We start from the raw sequence: 15,030 nt of genomic DNA on the forward strand, positions 1-15,030 counted from the left end.
GCTGGTCCGTGTCGCTCCACCGGTCGGCAGGAAGTCCGCGTCGTCTGCGCAGGCTGGCAGGGAGACCGTGCGGCCGGCGCCGGTCGAAGGGAGACCGTCCTGCTGGCGACGGTCCGGCAGAACCCCTGCTGCCAGTGGCGGTCGCGGTCGGCCCGGTACCTCGCCGTGTCCGACCACCGCCTTCGTTCCATTCCGCTTCCGCCCCTGCCCGGTTTCTACACCCGTGGGTGGAGACCGACCGCTCCAGGTTTCCACCCCTGATCCACCCCGGCGCCGATCTCCCGACCTGCGCTTTTCCGTAGCTTCGTAGGGGTCGGCAGCGTCCGCTCCCGGCACCACCTTCTCGCTCACGGAGGCTCTGATGTCCGGGCTCGTCAACGCGCTGGTGATCGTGGCCGTCGCCGCCACAGTGATCGCGCGGCAGTTCCGCGCCCGTGCGATCACCACCGACCGGCGCTGGTGGCTCATCCCAGTGGTCGTCGCCGTCGTGGCGCTGCGCGAGCCCGGCATCCTCGACGCCCACCACCGCGAGGAATCCGCCGTACTCCTCGCGGTCGAGCTGCTCATAGGCGTGGCCACCGGCGCCGGCTGGGCCTGGACGACTCGCATCTGGACGGCCCCGGACGGCGTCGTGTGGACCAAGAGCACCAAGGCAAGCCTCGCCGCATGGGGTGTGGGCATCGCCCTGCGGATCGGTCTCGTCGCCCTCGGCCTCGCGCTCGGTCTGCACCAGAGCAGCTCCGCCCTGATGCTCACCCTCGGCACCACTCTGCTGGTCCGCGACGGCATCCTGGTCTGGCGGGTGCAGTCCCTCGGCACCGCGGACCGCCCGGCCCCGGCGTACGGTGACGGCATGCGGCCTGCCCGGAAGGAGCGCGTGTGACGGACTACGCCTTGACCCGCTGGCCGTCGCGAGAGGCGCTCGGCCGTGAGGGAACCTCCCGCCCCCGGCGCCTGATCGCCTGGGCCGTGAGACTTCTCGTACTCGCACTGCTGCTGTGGAGCGCCTTCAGCCAGAGGCATGTCGGCGTCTGGAGCGGACTCGTGGCAGCGGCGGGAGTCCTCGTAGCCGCTCTCGTCTCCTGGGCCTTCTTCCGGACCACCTACCAGCACCGGCTGGTGCCCTCCCTCGCGCTCATCGGCATCCTCCTGGGGATCGCCGTCGCCGCCGAGGCAACGGGGTTCAGAGCGCCGGCCCTGGTGCTGTGGTGCGGCTGCGGAATCAGCGCCCTGGAGCGGCTCCCCCTGGGTGCGGCAGTCCCCGTGACGTCGGTCGCGCTGACCTCGTACTCCGTGTTCAACAACGACGCGTGGCTGACCACGGCCGCCACCGTGGCCGGCATGGCCCTCGCCGGATACGTCCTGCGGTTGGACGCGGAGGCCCGCGGCAACGCGCAGCGGCTCCTTGCCCAGGAGCGCGCCGCCCGGGCGGCGGAAGCGGAGTCCGCAGCACTGGCCGAGCGAGCGCGGATCGCCCGAGAGATCCACGACGTGCTGGCCCACAGCCTCTCGGCGCAGCTGGTGCACCTGGAGGCGGCCCGGCTGCTGATCGAGAACGGCGCGGACCGCGAGCGGATCCTGGAGCGGGTGGTGGCCGCGCGGGGCATGGCTCGCGACGGACTCGCCGAGACCCGGCAGGCCCTGTCCGCGCTGCGGGGCGAACTGACCCCGCTGGAGGACTTCCTGAGTGAACTCGTCAGCGGAGCGGACGGCGCCGAGGTCACCGTGACGGGTGAGCGCAGGCCCCTTTCGGCCGAAGCCTCCCAGGCCGTGCGCAGAGTGGCCCAGGAAGCACTGACGAACGTCCGCAAGCACGCGCACGGCGCCAAGGTGCAGCTGCGGCTCGACTACAGCGAGCACGAAGTGACCCTGGCCGTACGGGACTCGGGGGGTCGGCCAGGTGAACTGAGCGGCGCGGGAGGGGGATACGGTCTGCTGGGCATGCGGGAGCGTGCCGAGCTGCTGGGCGGCTCTCTGGACGCGGGGCCGGGCGAGGAGGGGTTCGTGGTGACGCTGAAGGTGCCTGTATGACGGAGACGGAGGGGGAGAAGAAGCCGGCACGGGTGGTGGTCGCCGACGACCAGACCGTGGTCCGGGAGGGCATCGTGATGCTGCTCGGGCTGCTGCCCGGTGTGGAGGTCGTGGGTGCCGCGGGAGACGGCGAGGAGGCGGTGCGACTGGTGGCGGAACTGGCCCCGGACGTCGTCCTGATGGATCTCAGGATGCCCCGCTGTGACGGCGTGGAGGCCACCCGGCGGATCCGGGATCAGTACCCCGGGACCCAGGTCGTGGTGCTCACCACGTTCGCGGACGACGAGTCGTTGTTCCCCGCGCTGCGCGCCGGGGCCCGGGGCTATCTGACCAAGGACGCGGACGGTGACGAGATCGTGCGTGCCGTGGAGAGCGTGCTGTCGGGGGACGCGGGTCTGTCGCCGAGCGTCCAACGCCGGTTGCTGGAGCGGCTGTCGCAGCCGGAGCCCACCCCGCCGGTGACCGCCGACGCGCCGCCCGACGGACTGACCGCGCGGGAGACCGAGGTCCTGCTGCTGATCGCCGAGGGACTCAGCAACCAGGAGATCGCCCGCAAGTTGCATGTGTCGACCGCGACCGTGAAGACACACATCAACAATCTCTTTTCCAAAACGGGACTCAAGGACCGGGCGCAGGCGGTGCGTTACGCCTACAGCAAGGGGCTGGTGCGGCCGCCCGCGCCGTGAATCACCTGATGGGGTGAAGAGCCGAGGGAAGAAGAGTCAGGGATCTGCCCGGTCTGTCCATCCTTGGGCATGCAGTCAAGCAATGATCGTCCACGGGGAGCCGGGGACGGTCCCGAGAGTTCGGCCGAGAACCGGGAAGACCATGACGCGCCGCCCTCCCGCGACGCGGCGTACGAGGACCCTTGGTACGACGCGTTGGCCTCCGGCTGGGGCGAGCTGGACGGCACCGGTGCACCGGCGCCTGCCGTGCCGCCCGCGCGCGGGGAGCGGAGCGGAACGGCGGTCCGGGCCCGGGACGTGTACGTCGAGGTGCAGCGCAGCGTGGCCTTCCAGGAAGTGCGCGCCAGGTACCGGCGGTTCGTCGTACCGGGAGTCGCCGTCTTCCTCGTCTGGTACGTGAGCTATCTGGTCACCGCCACAGCCGCTCCCAGGCTCATGGCCCGGTCCGTGGCCGGGGCGGTGAACGTGGGCATGCTGGCCGGGCTGGGACAGTTCCTCACCACGTTCCTGCTCACCTGGGCCTACGCCCGGCATGCGCGGCTGCGCCGGGACCGTGCGGCGCTGGAACTGCGCTGGGACACCCAGGAAATGACCCGCGGAGCACGGGAGGGCGCCTCGTGACCGGTCACCACCAGACGCTGGCGCTGCTCCTGTTCAGCGGCTTCGTGGCCGTCACCCTCGGGATCACGACGTGGGTGAGCCGTCACCGGCACGGTTCGGCGGAGGAGTTCTATGCGGGAGGACGGTTGTTCTCTCCCATGGAGAATGGTTTTGCCATCGCGGGTGACTACATGTCGGCCGCCTCGTTCCTCGGGGTCACCGGGCTGATCGCGCTGTACGGGTACGACGGGATGCTGTACGTCGTGGGGTTTCTCGTGGCCTGGCTGGTCGTGCTGTTCCTGGTGGCCGAACTGGTCCGCAACTGCGGGCGGTTCACGCTGGCCGACGTGGTGGCCGCGCGGATGCGTGAGCGGCCGGTGCGGATCGCGGCGGGAACGTCCTCGGTCACGGTGTCCGTTCTGTATCTGGTGGCGCAGATGGTCGGTGCCGGCAGCCTGGTGGCGCTGCTGCTGGGGCGGACGAGCGGGACGGCCGGGGCCTGGGCGGTCATCGGGGTCGGCGCGCTCATGGTGATCTATGTGTCGCTGGGCGGGATGCGGGCCACCACCTGGATCCAGATCGTGAAGGCGGTCCTGCTGCTGAGCGGCACGGTTGTGCTGACCGTCCTCCTGCTGCTGCGCTTCCACGGCGATGTCGACCGGTTGCTGCTCACGGCCGCCGAGCGCAGCGGTCACGGAAGGGCGTTCCTGGCGCCGGGCCTCAAGTACGGCGGCACCTGGACCGCCCGCCTGGACTTCATCAGCCTGGGACTCGCCCTCGTGCTGGGCACGGCCGGGCTGCCGCACATCCTGTCGCGCTTCTACACCGTGCCCACCGCGCGGGCCGCCCGCCGTTCCGCGGTGTGGTCCATCGGGCTGATCGGCGGCTTCTACCTGATGACGATCGTGCTCGGTTTCGGAGCTGCGGGGGTCGTGGGGACGGATGCGGTACGCGGTTCGAACGCGGCGGGGAACACGGCGGTGCCCCTGCTCGCGCTCGAGCTGGGCGGCGGCGCGGGCTCCACTGGCGGAACGGTTCTCTTCGCGGTCGTCGCCGCCGTCGCGTTCGCCACGATCCTCGCCGTGGTCGCCGGCATCACGCTCGCCTCGTCGGCGTCGGTGGCGCACGATCTGTACGCGTCGCTGCGGCGGTCGCGCCGCACGGTGCGCAGCGAGGTGGCGGTGGCGCGGTGGGCGGCGGTCGGCATCGGCGTCGTGGCGATCGCGCTCGGTCTGCTGGCCCGTGATCTCAACGTCGCCTTCCTCGTCGGTCTCGCCTTCGCCGTCGCCGCGTCGGCGAACCTTCCGGTGCTGCTGTACTCGCTGTTCTGGCGGGGTTTCACCACGCGCGGTGCGGTGTGGGCCGTGTACGGCGGGCTGATCCCGGCGCTGGGACTCGTGCTGCTCTCCCCGGTGGTGTCCGGCAGCCCCGCCTCGCTCTTCCCGGACGTCGACTTCCAGTACTTCCCGTTGCAGAATCCGGGCATCGTCTCCATCCCGCTCGGCTTCCTCGCCGGCTGGCTCGGTACGGTCACCTCGGTCGAGGCCGCGGACGAGGCCAAGTACGCCGAGACGGAGGTACGGTCGCTGACGGGTGCCGGGGCCGCATAGCGGGGCATACGGTGCACCCGGCGGCGGCGGACCGCTGGGCCCTGTCGTCACACTCCCGTCGTCGCCCGGAGGGCGGCCCTGCGGCGTCAGGTGCGTGCTCTCGCCGTGCCGGGCGCTGACCCTCGTACTGGATGTACTTGGGTCCGCGCCCGGTGCGGCGAGTGGGGGCACCTTCCACGCCCTTGAGGCAGTGGGGGAGCGTGCATGGCGTCGCGGGGCAGACGGGAGTGTGACGACAGGGCCTAGGGCGCCACCCAGGCGTACCGGTGCTCGGGCCGGCCGGTGTCGCCGTACTTCAGGAAGAGCCGGAGGCGGCCGGCCTGTTCCAGGTGGCGGAGGTAGCGCTGGGCCGTGGAGCGGCTCAGACCGGTCCTGGCGGCCACCTCGTGGGCCGACAGCGGCTGGTCGGAGCGGTGCAGGACGCCGCAGATCAGGTCGGTCGTGGGCTCCGAGTGGCCGCTCGTCGGGCCGGGCGCGGACGGTGCGGGAGCGGTGCGCAGCGCCCCGAAGATCCGGTCGACCTGCTCCTGTCCCGTCAGGCCCCGGCCGCCGACGCGGTCCACTGTGCGACGCAGGGCGGCGTAGGAGTCGAGACGGGCGCGCAGGGCGGCGAAGGTGAAGGGCTTGACCAGGTAGTGCAGGGCGCCCAGGCGCATCGCCTGCTGGACGGTCGTCACATCACTGGCCGCGGTGATCATGATGACATCCGTGCCGTGGCCCTGCTCCCGCATGCGGTGCACCAGGTCGAGACCGGTGCGGTCCGGCAGATAGTGGTCGAGCAGGACCAGGTCGATGCCGCCGCGGTCGACGGCGGTCAGGGCCTGGGCGGCGCTGTGCGCGCGGGCGGCCACCCGGAAGCCGGGAACCTTTCCCACGTACTTGGCGTTTATCTCAGCGACGCGGAAGTCGTCGTCCACGACCAGGACGTCAATCATCAGGCCTCTCCTAAGGCCGGCGAGCGTTAAGCCCGTGTTTCGTGCTCCGCAGTTGTAGCGCGAGCAAAATGAGCACAACAGGTCCTTGCGAGCAAAACAACGGCTTGTGCTCACAAGACTCCTGCTGTGGCCGGGGCCACACCTACCGTCCCGGCCCATGAGCGCACACACCAGCCCCGCCATCGAGCTGCGGGGCGCGAGCAAGACCTTCAGAACCCCGTCAGGGGGGCTGCACACGGCCGTGCGCGGTCTGGACCTCACCGTCGAAGCGGGCGAGTTCGTGGCCGTCGTAGGACCCACCGGCTGCGGCAAGTCCACCACGCTGACACTCGTCAGCGGCTTGGAGGAGCCCACCGAGGGCGAGGTGCTGGTGGCCGGCGAGCCGGTCGACGGCGTCGGCGACAAGGTCGGCTTCGTCTTCCAGCAGGACGCCACCTTCCCCTGGCGCACGGTCCTGTCCAATGTCATGGCCGGCCCGCGCTTTCGTGGCGTACCGAAGGCCGAGGCCAAGGAGAAGGCCCGGGAGTGGCTGGCCCGCGTCGGACTCGCCGCCTTCGAGGACCGCTACCCGCACCAGCTCTCCGGCGGTCAGCGCAAGCGCGTCGCCCTCGCCGCCACGTTCGTCAACGACCCCGAGATCCTGCTGATGGACGAGCCGTTCTCGGCGCTGGACGTGCAGACCCGGGCACTGATGTCGGACGAGCTGCTGGAGCTGTGGGAGGGCACGGGAGCCTCCGTCGTCTTCGTCACCCATGACCTGGAGGAGTCCATCGCGCTCGCCGACAAGGTCGTCGTGATGACCGCCGGACCCGCCACCGTGAAACAGGTCTTCGACATCGACCTGCCCCGGCCGCGCAAGGTCGAGTCGGTGCGCCTCCAGCCGCAGTTCATCGAGATCTACCGCGAGATCTGGGAGTCCCTCGGCGAAGAGGTCCGCATCACCCGCGAAAGAGGTGCCGCCCATGTCGCCTGACGTCATGCCCGAGGCCCAGGTCGCGCTGACCATGACCGAGCCCGCCAACAAGACGGACCGCACGCGGACCCGCGCCCAGGCCGCCCGCCGCCGCAAGGTCCTCGTCACCGCGGCGCGCGTACTGCTGCTGGTGGCCGCCCTCGGCCTGTGGGAGGGGCTGTCCCGGGCCAAGGTCATCGACCCGTTCAACTTCTCGATGCCCTCGCAGATCTGGGACCAGATCTCCACCTGGGTGATGCACGGAACGGCACAGGGCTCGCTGGGCGAGCAGATCTGGGCCACGCTGCAGGAAGCGCTGCTCGGCTGGATCCTCGGTGTCGTCGCCGGTGTGCTCTTCGGTATCGCTCTGGGGAGGATCGCCTTCCTCGCCGACGTCCTCGGCCCGTACGTCAAGGTGCTCAACTCCATCCCCAGGATCGTGCTGGCCCCGATCTTCCTGATCTGGTTCGGCCTGGGCCCCGCATCCAAGGTCGCATCGGCCGTGGTGCTGGTGTTCTTCCCGGTGTTCTTCAACGCCTTCCAGGGCGCCCGGGAAGTCGACCGCAACCTCGTCGCCAACGCCCGGATCCTCGGCGCGAGCAACCGCAGGGTGACGCTTCAGGTGGTCATCCCGTCGGCGACCTCCTGGATCTTCACCAGCCTCCACGTCAGCTTCGGCTTCGCCCTCATCGGCGCCATCGTCGGCGAGTACATCGGCGCCACCGAGGGCATCGGCCTGCTCGTCGCCGCGTCCCAGGGCACCTTCAACGCCGCCGGCGTCTACGCCGCGATGGTCATCCTCGCCGTCGTCGCCCTCGGTGCCGAGGGCCTGCTGACCTTCGCCGAGCGCCGCATCTTCCGGTGGAAGCCGGCGCACTCCGGCTGAGCCCGCCCCCACCGAGCGCCCCCGTGGCCCGGCGTTCCCAGACCCCACCCTCCCCGTACCGCCCTCTCACAAGGACGTGAACCGCCATGCGCAAGACCGCCAGATACGTCTCGCTCGCCGCCTCCGGCCTGCTGGCCCTCTCCTCGCTCACCGCCTGCGCCAATGACGCGGCGAGCGGCACTTCTGCCGACGCCGGCAGCAAGGGCGACGGCAAGGGTACGAAGGTCAAGATCATGGTCGGTGGCCTGGACAAGGTCATCTATCTGCCGGCGATGCTGACCCAGCGGCTCGGCTACTTCGACTCCGAGGGCCTCGACGTGGAACTCCTCAGCGAGCCCGCCGGTGTCCAGGCCGAGACAGCGCTCGTCTCCGGCCAGGTCCAGGGCGCCGTCGGCTTCTACGACCACACGCTCGACCTGCAGACGAAGGGCAAGTCGGTGGAGTCCGTCGTGCAGTTCTCGCACGCGCCCGGCGAGGTGGAGGTCGTCTCCGCCAAGCAGGCGAAGGACATCACCTCACCGAAGGACTTCAAGGGCAAGAAGCTCGGTATCACCAGCCTCGGTTCCTCGACCGACTTCCTCACCAAGTACTTGGCGGTCAAGAACGGTCTGAAGGTCAGCGACTTCTCGCCGATCGCCGTCGGGGCGGGCCCGACCTTCATCTCCGCGCTGCAGCAGGGCTCGATCGACGCCGGTATGACGACGGACCCGACCGTCGCCACGATCCTGGACAAGAAGGCCGGGAACGTCCTCCTCGACATGCGCACCCCCGAGGGCTCGCAGAAGGCGCTCGGCGGGCCGTACCCGTCGTCAAGTCTGTACATGCAGACGGACTGGGTGAACGGACACAAGGACACCGTCCAGAAGTTGGTCAACGCATTCGTCAAGACGCTCAAGTGGATGTCCACCCACAGCGCCGACGAGATCGCCGCGAAGATGCCCGCCGACTACTCGCAGGGCAGCAAGGCGCTCTACGCACAGGCCATCAAGAGCACCCTGCCGATGTTCACCGACGACGGTGTGATGCCCCAGAACGGCCCCGAGACCGTTGAGAAGGTCCTCAAGTCGTTCAACCCGAGCATCAAGAACGCCAAGGTCGACTTGAGCAGGACCTACACGACCGAGTTCGTCAACGCCGCCAAGTAGCTGCCGAGCAGCTGCCAAGCAGACGAGTCCGCTCAGCCGCGGGTCGCCCACACGTAACGGTGTTCCGGGCGGCCCGCGTCGCCGTACTTGAGGGTCAGCCGCGCCCGCCCGGTGCGCTCCAGGAGCTTCAGGTACCGCTGGGCCGTCTGCCGGCTCACCCCCGTCCGCTCGGCGACCTCCTGGGCGGACAGCGACCCGTGGGCGTTCATCAGGGCCTGGCGCACCAGCTCGGCCGTCGTGGGGGAGTGCCCCTTGGGCAACTCGGGTTCCGACGGCGCGGACAGGGCGCCGAAGATCCGGTCCACCTGAGCCTGTTCGGCCTCGCCGCCGCCGTCCAGGGTGCGCCGCAGTTGCGCATAGGCCTCCAGCTTGGCGCGCAGACCGGCGAAGGCGAACGGCTTGACCAGATACTGCAACGCCCCCTGCCGCATCGCGGCCTGGACGGTCGACACGTCCCGTGCCGCCGTCACCATGATCACGTCGGACTGGTGGCCGCGGCGGCGCATCTCCCGCAGGACCGCGAGACCGGTGTCGTCGGGCAGGTAGTGGTCCATGAGGACCAGGTCGAGCCGCGGCAGCGTCTCCACCTGGCGCAGTGCCTCGGCCGCGCTGTGCGCCTCGCCGGCCACATGGAAGCCCGGCATCTTCGCCACATATGCGGCGTTGACCCGGGCGACGCGGGTGTCGTCGTCCACGACCAGGACCTCGATCATCACGCCTCCTCCTCGGCGACGGCGACGGCGGCGGGTCCGGCGGGCTCCTCGCATCCCGCGGGTCCCGGTTCCGGCTCGGTCAGCGCCTCCGGCAGGACCACGGTGAACTCCGCACCGCCGCCGTCCGCCGCGCCCACCGTCGCGCTCCCGCCCTGTCGTTCGGCGAGCCGGCGCACCAGCGAGAGCCCGATGCCGCGCTTGCCGTGCGCGGGCGGCTCCTTGGTGGACCAGCCGTCAGCGAAGACCAACTCCCGCTGGTCGGCCGGGACCCCGGGGCCCGTGTCGCGCACCCTGAGCACGACCGTACGGCCCTCGGTGCGCAACTCGACCTCCACGCGCGCGTGCGGCGTGCCGGCGACCGCGTCGAGGGCGTTGTCCACCAGGTTGCCCACCACCGTGACCAGACCCCGCGGATCGATCAGCCGGTCGGGCAGCCGGGTGTGCTCGGACACCCACAGCGCGACACCGCGCTCGGCCGCCACGGTCGCCTTGCCGACCAGCAGTGCGGCCAGCAGGGGATCCTGGATCTTCTCGGTGACCTGCTCGGCGGTGGCCCGGTGGTCGCCGACCACCTCGCCGACGAACTCCACGGCGTCGTCGTACATCTCCAGTTCCAGCAGTCCGAGCAGGGTGTGCATGCGGTTGGCGTGTTCGTGGTCCTGGGCGCGCAGGGCGTCGATCAGCCCGCGCGTGGAGTCCAGTTCGCGCCCCAGCTGCTCCAGTTCGGTGCGGTCGCGCAGGGTGGCCACGGCGCCGCCGTCGTCCGTCGGCATGCGGTTGGCGACCAGTACGCGCTGTCCGCGCACGGTGAGCAGGTCCGTGCCGGTCACCCGGCCGGCCAGCACGTCCGTCGTACGGCCCGCGCCGAGCGCCTCGTCGGGGGTCTGCCCGACGGCCTCGTCGCCGATGCCCAGCAGCCGCCGCGCCTCGTCGTTGAACAGGCGGATACGGCCGCCGCGGTCGAGGGCGACCACGCCCTCGCGGATGCCGTGCAGCATCGCCTCGCGCTCCGCGAGCAGCGCCGAGATGTCGGAGAAGGCCAGGTCACGGGTCTGCCGCTGGACCCGGCGGGAGATCAGCCAGGCGGCCAGCGCGCCCACCGCGAGCGCCCCGCCTGCGTACGCGAACAGCCCCGGGATCGCACTGATCAGCCGCGCCCGCACACTGTCGTACGCGATACCGACCGAGACCGCCCCGATGATGCGGTGGTCGGCGTCGTACAGCGGTACCTTGCCGCGGGCCGAGCGGCCCAGGGTGCCCTTGTCGATCTCCATGACCTCCTTGCCCTTCAGGGCGTCCTCGGGACTGGTGGAGACCTTCTTGCCGATCTGCGAGGGCGTGGGATGCGACCAGCGCAGCCAGTGCTGGTCCAGCACCACGATGTACTCGGCGTGCGTGGCCTTCCGGATCCGCTCGGCCTCCTGCTGTACCGGGCCGTCGCTGGTCGGCGGGGTGGTCAGGACGCCCTCGGCGATCTGCGGGTCCTGGGCCGTGGTCTCGGCGATGGCCAGCGCGCGGCGCATCGCCTCCTGGTCCAGTTGCTTGCTCAGCGGCGCCAGGAACAGCCCGGTCGCGAGCACCGCCACTCCCGCGGCGATCGCCACCTGCATCAGCAGCACCTGCGAGAACACCCGCCGTGGCAGACCGAGGCGCAGACGGCGTGCGGGGGGAGTGGGGCGCATACCCACGACGGTACGTGGGAAGGCCCGACGCGCCCCAGGAGATGTGGTGGGGATCTCTTGACCAGTTCTTTGAACTTCACCCGTTCTTTGCAAGAGGTGGTCGCTGAAAGGGGCGGCCGCTCAGCTCGCCAGCGCCGTCGGCCTCAGCTCGCGTACGTCGACCACGTCCATCCGCGCGGGCGTCCCCAGCACCGCCGCGCCGCAGCTCTCCGGGCGGGGAGGCAGCGACGCGCCCTGCGCCACGGTCACCCGCCAGCGTCGGCCGTCGGCGTGTCCGACGGTGACCTCCCAGCGCGGAGCCCGGCCGTCGGTCCGTACGACGCTCAGCACCCCCGCCCGGTACTCGCCCGCGGCCGACCGGACGGCCAGCTCGGCCGCCTGGCCGGGCCGTTCCCAGGCCGAGCACCCGCGGCACCCCTCGACCACCACGCGCCCGTCCTGGACGCCGTGCAGCGCCTCCTTGACGGTGTGTGCCTCGGCGCGGCCGTAGGCGTAGCCGTACGGCAGGACGAGCACCGTCGGCGAGAAGCGATGTCCACCCAGATGGGTGACCTCCCAGACGCCGCGCACGCCCGAGGCGGCCAGCTCGGCGGCCAGGGGGCGGCCCAGAAGGGCGCAGCAGCGGTCGCGCTTGCCGTTGGTGCACACCAGCGCGAGCGGGTCGCCGCGGTGCGGTCGCCCGCCGAGCGCGGCCCCGAAGGAACGGTGGTCGCCCGCTCCGAGGGCGGTGAAGTCGAGCCCGAGCAGCCGCCGGGGATCGCGGGTCCTGGCGCTGTGCAGCCACACGCGGCCCGGCACGGTGTGGGCGGCGTACAGCTGCCGGACGGCCGTCCTGCCCGGGTCGGCGTGACGTCCGGGGCGCCGGATGAGCGCGACGCGTACGCCGGTTCCCTCGGCGGCCGACTCCAGGGCCCGGCCCAGTGCGGGGTCCAGGTGGCTCGAAGTGAGCGCCTTGGCGCCCCACGGGCCGGGCTGTTCCAGCAGCAGCCACGTCGTCGCCGTGGCAGCCGTACCGGCAACGGGCTCGTCGAGGCTCCGGGAGACGGTCGCACACCTACTCACAGAGGTGAGCCTAACCTGACTCTCCTCGGGGCGACTTCCGGCCGTGGTTGTGTCCTGGTCCGGGGGGATTACCCGGCGCGGGGCCGTCGATCGGCGGCCTGCTCGGGGCGCGGCTGATCGGCGGCCTGCCCGGGGCGCGGCTGGCCGGCGGCCTGCTCGGGGAGAGGCGGCGGAGGTCTACTCCGGGAGGGGCTGCGGGGGTCGTGGTCCGACGTAATGACCGATGGGGCGCATGCGCAGGGGGCGCTCGCCGTACTCCTCCAGGGCGTGCGCGATCCAGCCCGCCGTCCGTGCGACGGCGAAGATCGTCTCGCCGGCCGTGGCGGCCATGCCGCTGGACGCGGTGAACACCGCCAGGGCCAGGTCGACGTTGGCGTGCAGCGAGGTGTGCCGCGCGGTCGTGGCGACGACGTCGCGGGCGGCGAGCAGGGCGGACTCCGCGCGCGGGACCTGCTCCAGGAGCCCGAACAGCACGCGCGCGCGGGGATCGTCGCCGGTGTACAGCGGGTGGCCGAGTCCGGGGACGCGGCGGCCCGCGCGCAGTTCGTCGGCGATCACCGGGACCGCCGTGCCCTGGTCGAGCACGTCGAGCAGCATGCGGTGGGCCATGCCGCTCGCGGCACCGTGCAGTGGTCCCTCCAGGACGCCGAACCCGGCCGAGACGGCCGCGTAGGTGTGGGCGCGGGCCGAGGCGGCGACCCGGACCGCGAGCGTGGAGGCGGCCAGGTCGTGGTCGGCGAGCAGGGCGAGCGCGGTGTCCAGGACGCGCAGCGACGCCTCGTCGGCGGGGCGGCCGGTCAGCCGTGCCCACAGCCGGTGGGCGAGCGGGCCGTAGTCCTTGTGGGTGTGCAGGACCGGTGGCAGCGCGGCGACCAGGGTCGGGATGAGGATCCGCGCGGTGTTCAGCACGGCCTCCTCCGACAGGTCGAAGCGCAGCGGGTCCTCGGCCGCCGCAGCGATCGCCGCCACGCGCAGCCGGTCGGTGGGGGAGGCGTGCTCGCTCAGGGCGTTCACCGCGCGGCGGGCCACCTCCACGGTGGGTCCGGGTGCGGAGAAAGTGACGCCCGGGGTGAGCCGGCCCGTCCACAGCCATTCCGCGACCTCCTCGTAGGAGTGACGCAGAGACATCTCCGCGGCGTCCACGCCCCGGAAGAAGTACCGGTCCCGCTCGATCAGCGTGATGCGGGTCCGGACGGACAGGTCCCCGCCGGAGCCCGGGCTGACGGCCGCCTCGCGACGGTGGCGCCGGGCGAGGGCCTCGACCTCCTTCGCGTCGAAGGTGCTGGCACGGCCGCCGGGCTCGCGTCTGCTGCTGAGCAGGCCGCGGCTCACGTACGCGTACACGGTTTCGGGCTTCACGCCGAGCAGTTCGGCGGTCTCCTTGGTGGTCAGCCTCCGCCCGGGACGGCCGGGAGGAGCGGGTTCGTGATCGCGCATGGGGCCACCGTAGCCGCCTCGGCATACCTTGATCGCACTGCATTGATTCAATCAATATTGACAAGAAATTAGTCAAGCATGGACAGTCGGATCAAGTCCAGGGAGGAGAACCATGGCCATCAACAGGACCGCAACCGCACTCATCGACGCACCGCGCGGTCTCGCCGGCGTCGTCGTCACCGAGACCGAGATCGGCGACGTGCGCGGGCGGGAGGGTTTCTACCACTACCGCCAGTACTCGGCCGTCGAACTCGCGCGGAGCCGGGGCTTCGAGGACGTCTGGCACCTCCTGGTGCACGGCTCGCTCCCGGACGCGGCGCGCCGCGCCGCCTTCACCACCGAGACCGCGGCGCTGCGCCGGCTGCCCGAGGAGGTCCGGGCCGCGCTGCCCGCGATCGCCGCGGCCGGCCGCGGCCCCGGCCCGCTGTCCGGACTGCGCACGGCTCTGTCGCTGCTGGGTTCGGCGCGGGGGCTGCGACCGGTGTACGACATCGACGCGGACCGGCGCCGCGCCGACACGGTGGCGGTCTGTGCGGCCGTCCCCACGCTGCTCACCGCGCTGTACCGGCTCGGACAGGGCCTCGACCCGGTCGAGCCGCGCGACGACCTCTCCTACGCGGCCAACTACCTGTACATGCTGAACGGTGAGGAGCCCGAGCCGCGGCGGGCGCGTGCTGTCGAGCAATACTTGATATCAACCATTGATCATGGATTCAATGCGTCAACCTTCACCGCCCGCGTCATCGCCTCCACCGGCGCCGACGCGGCCGCCTGCCTGACCGGAGCCGTGGGCGCCCTGTCCGGTCCGCTGCACGGAGGCGCGCCCAGCCGGGCCCTGGACACCCTGGACGCCATCGGCACCCCGGACCGGATCGACCCCTGGATCCGGGAGCGGGTGCTCGCCGGTGACCGGATCATGGGCTTCGGGCACGCCGTCTACCGCACGGAGGACCCCCGTTCACGGATGCTGCGGGAGATCGCCCTCGGCTTCGGCGGTCCGCGCGTGGACTTCGCGGTGCAGGTCGAGCGCCGGGTCGAGGCGATCCTCGCCGAGCTGAAGCCCGGCCGCGAACTGCACACCAACGTCGAGTTCTACGCCGGTGTGGTCATGGAACTCTGCGGCCTGCCCCGCGAGATGTTCACTCCCACCTTCGCCGCGGCACGGGTGGTCGGCTGGAGCGCCAACATCCTGGAGCAGGCGGCCGACTCGAAGATCATCCGGCCGGTGGCGCGGTACGTGGGGCCGCAGCCGCCGGTCGCGGTACCGGCCGCCCGCTGACGGCACGAGGCG

At 71.3% G+C, this 15,030-nt stretch carries 14 protein-coding genes; 9 read left to right on the plus strand and 5 right to left on the minus strand.

What is annotated here, in order from left to right; genetic code table 11:
* The first annotated feature begins 361 nt into the window (after positions 1-361).
* The 5 genes from ACWC94_RS21705 to ACWC94_RS21725 all read left to right on the plus strand — a co-directional run bounded on the left by ACWC94_RS21705 (position 362) and on the right by ACWC94_RS21725 (position 4,927).
* A complete protein-coding gene (locus ACWC94_RS21705) occupies positions 362-883 on the plus strand; it encodes a DUF1453 domain-containing protein (RefSeq protein ID WP_450798471.1) in 522 nt (173 codons plus the stop codon).
* Positions 880-2,031: a sensor histidine kinase gene (locus ACWC94_RS21710; protein WP_450798472.1), complete on the plus strand. Its 1,152-nt coding sequence runs from the start codon at positions 880-882 to the stop codon at positions 2,029-2,031. Before ACWC94_RS21705 ends, ACWC94_RS21710 begins: the two co-directional genes overlap by 4 nt.
* Positions 2,028-2,717: a response regulator transcription factor gene (locus ACWC94_RS21715; protein WP_450798474.1), complete on the plus strand. Its 690-nt coding sequence runs from the start codon at positions 2,028-2,030 to the stop codon at positions 2,715-2,717. The genes ACWC94_RS21710 and ACWC94_RS21715 overlap by 4 nt, the downstream gene beginning before the upstream one ends.
* A 69-nt stretch (positions 2,718-2,786) precedes the next feature.
* Positions 2,787-3,338, plus strand: a complete 552-nt coding sequence (locus ACWC94_RS21720; protein ID WP_450798476.1) for a DUF485 domain-containing protein — start codon at positions 2,787-2,789, stop codon at positions 3,336-3,338.
* Positions 3,335-4,927, plus strand: coding sequence for a solute symporter family protein (locus tag ACWC94_RS21725; RefSeq protein WP_450798478.1), 1,593 nt, complete (start codon positions 3,335-3,337; stop codon positions 4,925-4,927). Before ACWC94_RS21720 ends, ACWC94_RS21725 begins: the two co-directional genes overlap by 4 nt.
* Positions 4,928-5,169: 242 nt before the next feature.
* Here ACWC94_RS21725 and ACWC94_RS21730 read toward each other — a convergent pair whose 3' ends face one another.
* Positions 5,170-5,862 (minus strand): response regulator, encoded by a 693-nt coding sequence (locus tag ACWC94_RS21730; protein WP_450798480.1) that lies wholly within the window; start codon positions 5,860-5,862, stop codon positions 5,170-5,172.
* 157 nt (positions 5,863-6,019) lie between these two features.
* Between ACWC94_RS21730 and ACWC94_RS21735 the strand changes: the two genes are divergently transcribed.
* From ACWC94_RS21735 to ACWC94_RS21745, 3 genes are all read left to right on the plus strand, one after another.
* Positions 6,020-6,835: an ABC transporter ATP-binding protein gene (locus tag ACWC94_RS21735; protein ID WP_450798482.1), complete on the plus strand. Its 816-nt coding sequence runs from the start codon at positions 6,020-6,022 to the stop codon at positions 6,833-6,835.
* The gene (locus ACWC94_RS21740; RefSeq protein WP_450798483.1) at positions 6,825-7,700 is read left to right on the plus strand and encodes an ABC transporter permease; all 876 of its coding nucleotides are present in this window, start codon (positions 6,825-6,827) and stop codon (positions 7,698-7,700) included. Before ACWC94_RS21735 ends, ACWC94_RS21740 begins: the two co-directional genes overlap by 11 nt.
* A gap of 86 nt (positions 7,701-7,786) precedes the next feature.
* Entirely contained in the window at positions 7,787-8,845 is a 1,059-nt protein-coding gene (locus ACWC94_RS21745; RefSeq protein WP_450798485.1) for an ABC transporter substrate-binding protein, read from the plus strand.
* 32 nt (positions 8,846-8,877) lie between these two features.
* Here ACWC94_RS21745 and ACWC94_RS21750 read toward each other — a convergent pair whose 3' ends face one another.
* The 4 genes from ACWC94_RS21750 to ACWC94_RS21765 all read right to left on the minus strand — a co-directional run bounded on the left by ACWC94_RS21750 (position 8,878) and on the right by ACWC94_RS21765 (position 13,739).
* Complete coding sequence (locus ACWC94_RS21750) at positions 8,878-9,558, minus strand: response regulator (protein ID WP_450798553.1); 681 nt, start codon at positions 9,556-9,558, stop codon at positions 8,878-8,880.
* Positions 9,558-11,240 (minus strand): ATP-binding protein, encoded by a 1,683-nt coding sequence (locus ACWC94_RS21755; protein WP_450798487.1) that lies wholly within the window; start codon positions 11,238-11,240, stop codon positions 9,558-9,560. The genes ACWC94_RS21750 and ACWC94_RS21755 overlap by 1 nt, the downstream gene beginning before the upstream one ends.
* 120 nt (positions 11,241-11,360) lie before the next feature.
* Complete coding sequence (locus tag ACWC94_RS21760; protein WP_450798489.1) at positions 11,361-12,302, minus strand: sucrase ferredoxin; 942 nt, start codon at positions 12,300-12,302, stop codon at positions 11,361-11,363.
* Between the two features lie 177 nt (positions 12,303-12,479).
* Entirely contained in the window at positions 12,480-13,739 is a 1,260-nt protein-coding gene (locus tag ACWC94_RS21765; RefSeq protein WP_450798491.1) for a citrate/2-methylcitrate synthase, read from the minus strand.
* 112 nt (positions 13,740-13,851) lie between these two features.
* Here ACWC94_RS21765 and ACWC94_RS21770 point away from each other — a divergent pair, with 112 nt between their 5' ends.
* Complete coding sequence (locus ACWC94_RS21770; protein WP_450798492.1) at positions 13,852-15,018, plus strand: citrate synthase; 1,167 nt, start codon at positions 13,852-13,854, stop codon at positions 15,016-15,018.
* Positions 15,019-15,030 lie beyond the last annotated feature (12 nt).

The sequence above is a fragment of the Streptomyces sp. NPDC001135 genome (genome assembly GCF_053598395.1).

Bases quoted from the DNA above. Each gene is read 5' to 3' on its own strand.
- ACWC94_RS21705 (WP_450798471.1), top strand. From the start codon at position 362: ATGTCCGGGCTCGTCAACGCGCTGGTGATCGTGGCCGTCGCCGCCACA.
- ACWC94_RS21715 (WP_450798474.1), top strand. From the start codon at position 2,028: ATGACGGAGACGGAGGGGGAGAAGAAGCCGGCACGGGTGGTGGTCGCC.
- ACWC94_RS21720 (WP_450798476.1), top strand. From the start codon at position 2,787: ATGCAGTCAAGCAATGATCGTCCACGGGGAGCCGGGGACGGTCCCGAG.
- ACWC94_RS21730 (WP_450798480.1), bottom strand. From the start codon at position 5,862: ATGATTGACGTCCTGGTCGTGGACGACGACTTCCGCGTCGCTGAGATA.
- ACWC94_RS21735 (WP_450798482.1), top strand. From the start codon at position 6,020: ATGAGCGCACACACCAGCCCCGCCATCGAGCTGCGGGGCGCGAGCAAG.
- ACWC94_RS21740 (WP_450798483.1), top strand. From the start codon at position 6,825: ATGTCGCCTGACGTCATGCCCGAGGCCCAGGTCGCGCTGACCATGACC.
- ACWC94_RS21745 (WP_450798485.1), top strand. From the start codon at position 7,787: ATGCGCAAGACCGCCAGATACGTCTCGCTCGCCGCCTCCGGCCTGCTG.
- ACWC94_RS21750 (WP_450798553.1), bottom strand. From the start codon at position 9,558: ATGATCGAGGTCCTGGTCGTGGACGACGACACCCGCGTCGCCCGGGTC.
- ACWC94_RS21755 (WP_450798487.1), bottom strand. From the start codon at position 11,240: ATGCGCCCCACTCCCCCCGCACGCCGTCTGCGCCTCGGTCTGCCACGG.
- ACWC94_RS21765 (WP_450798491.1), bottom strand. From the start codon at position 13,739: ATGCGCGATCACGAACCCGCTCCTCCCGGCCGTCCCGGGCGGAGGCTG.
- ACWC94_RS21770 (WP_450798492.1), top strand. From the start codon at position 13,852: ATGGCCATCAACAGGACCGCAACCGCACTCATCGACGCACCGCGCGGT.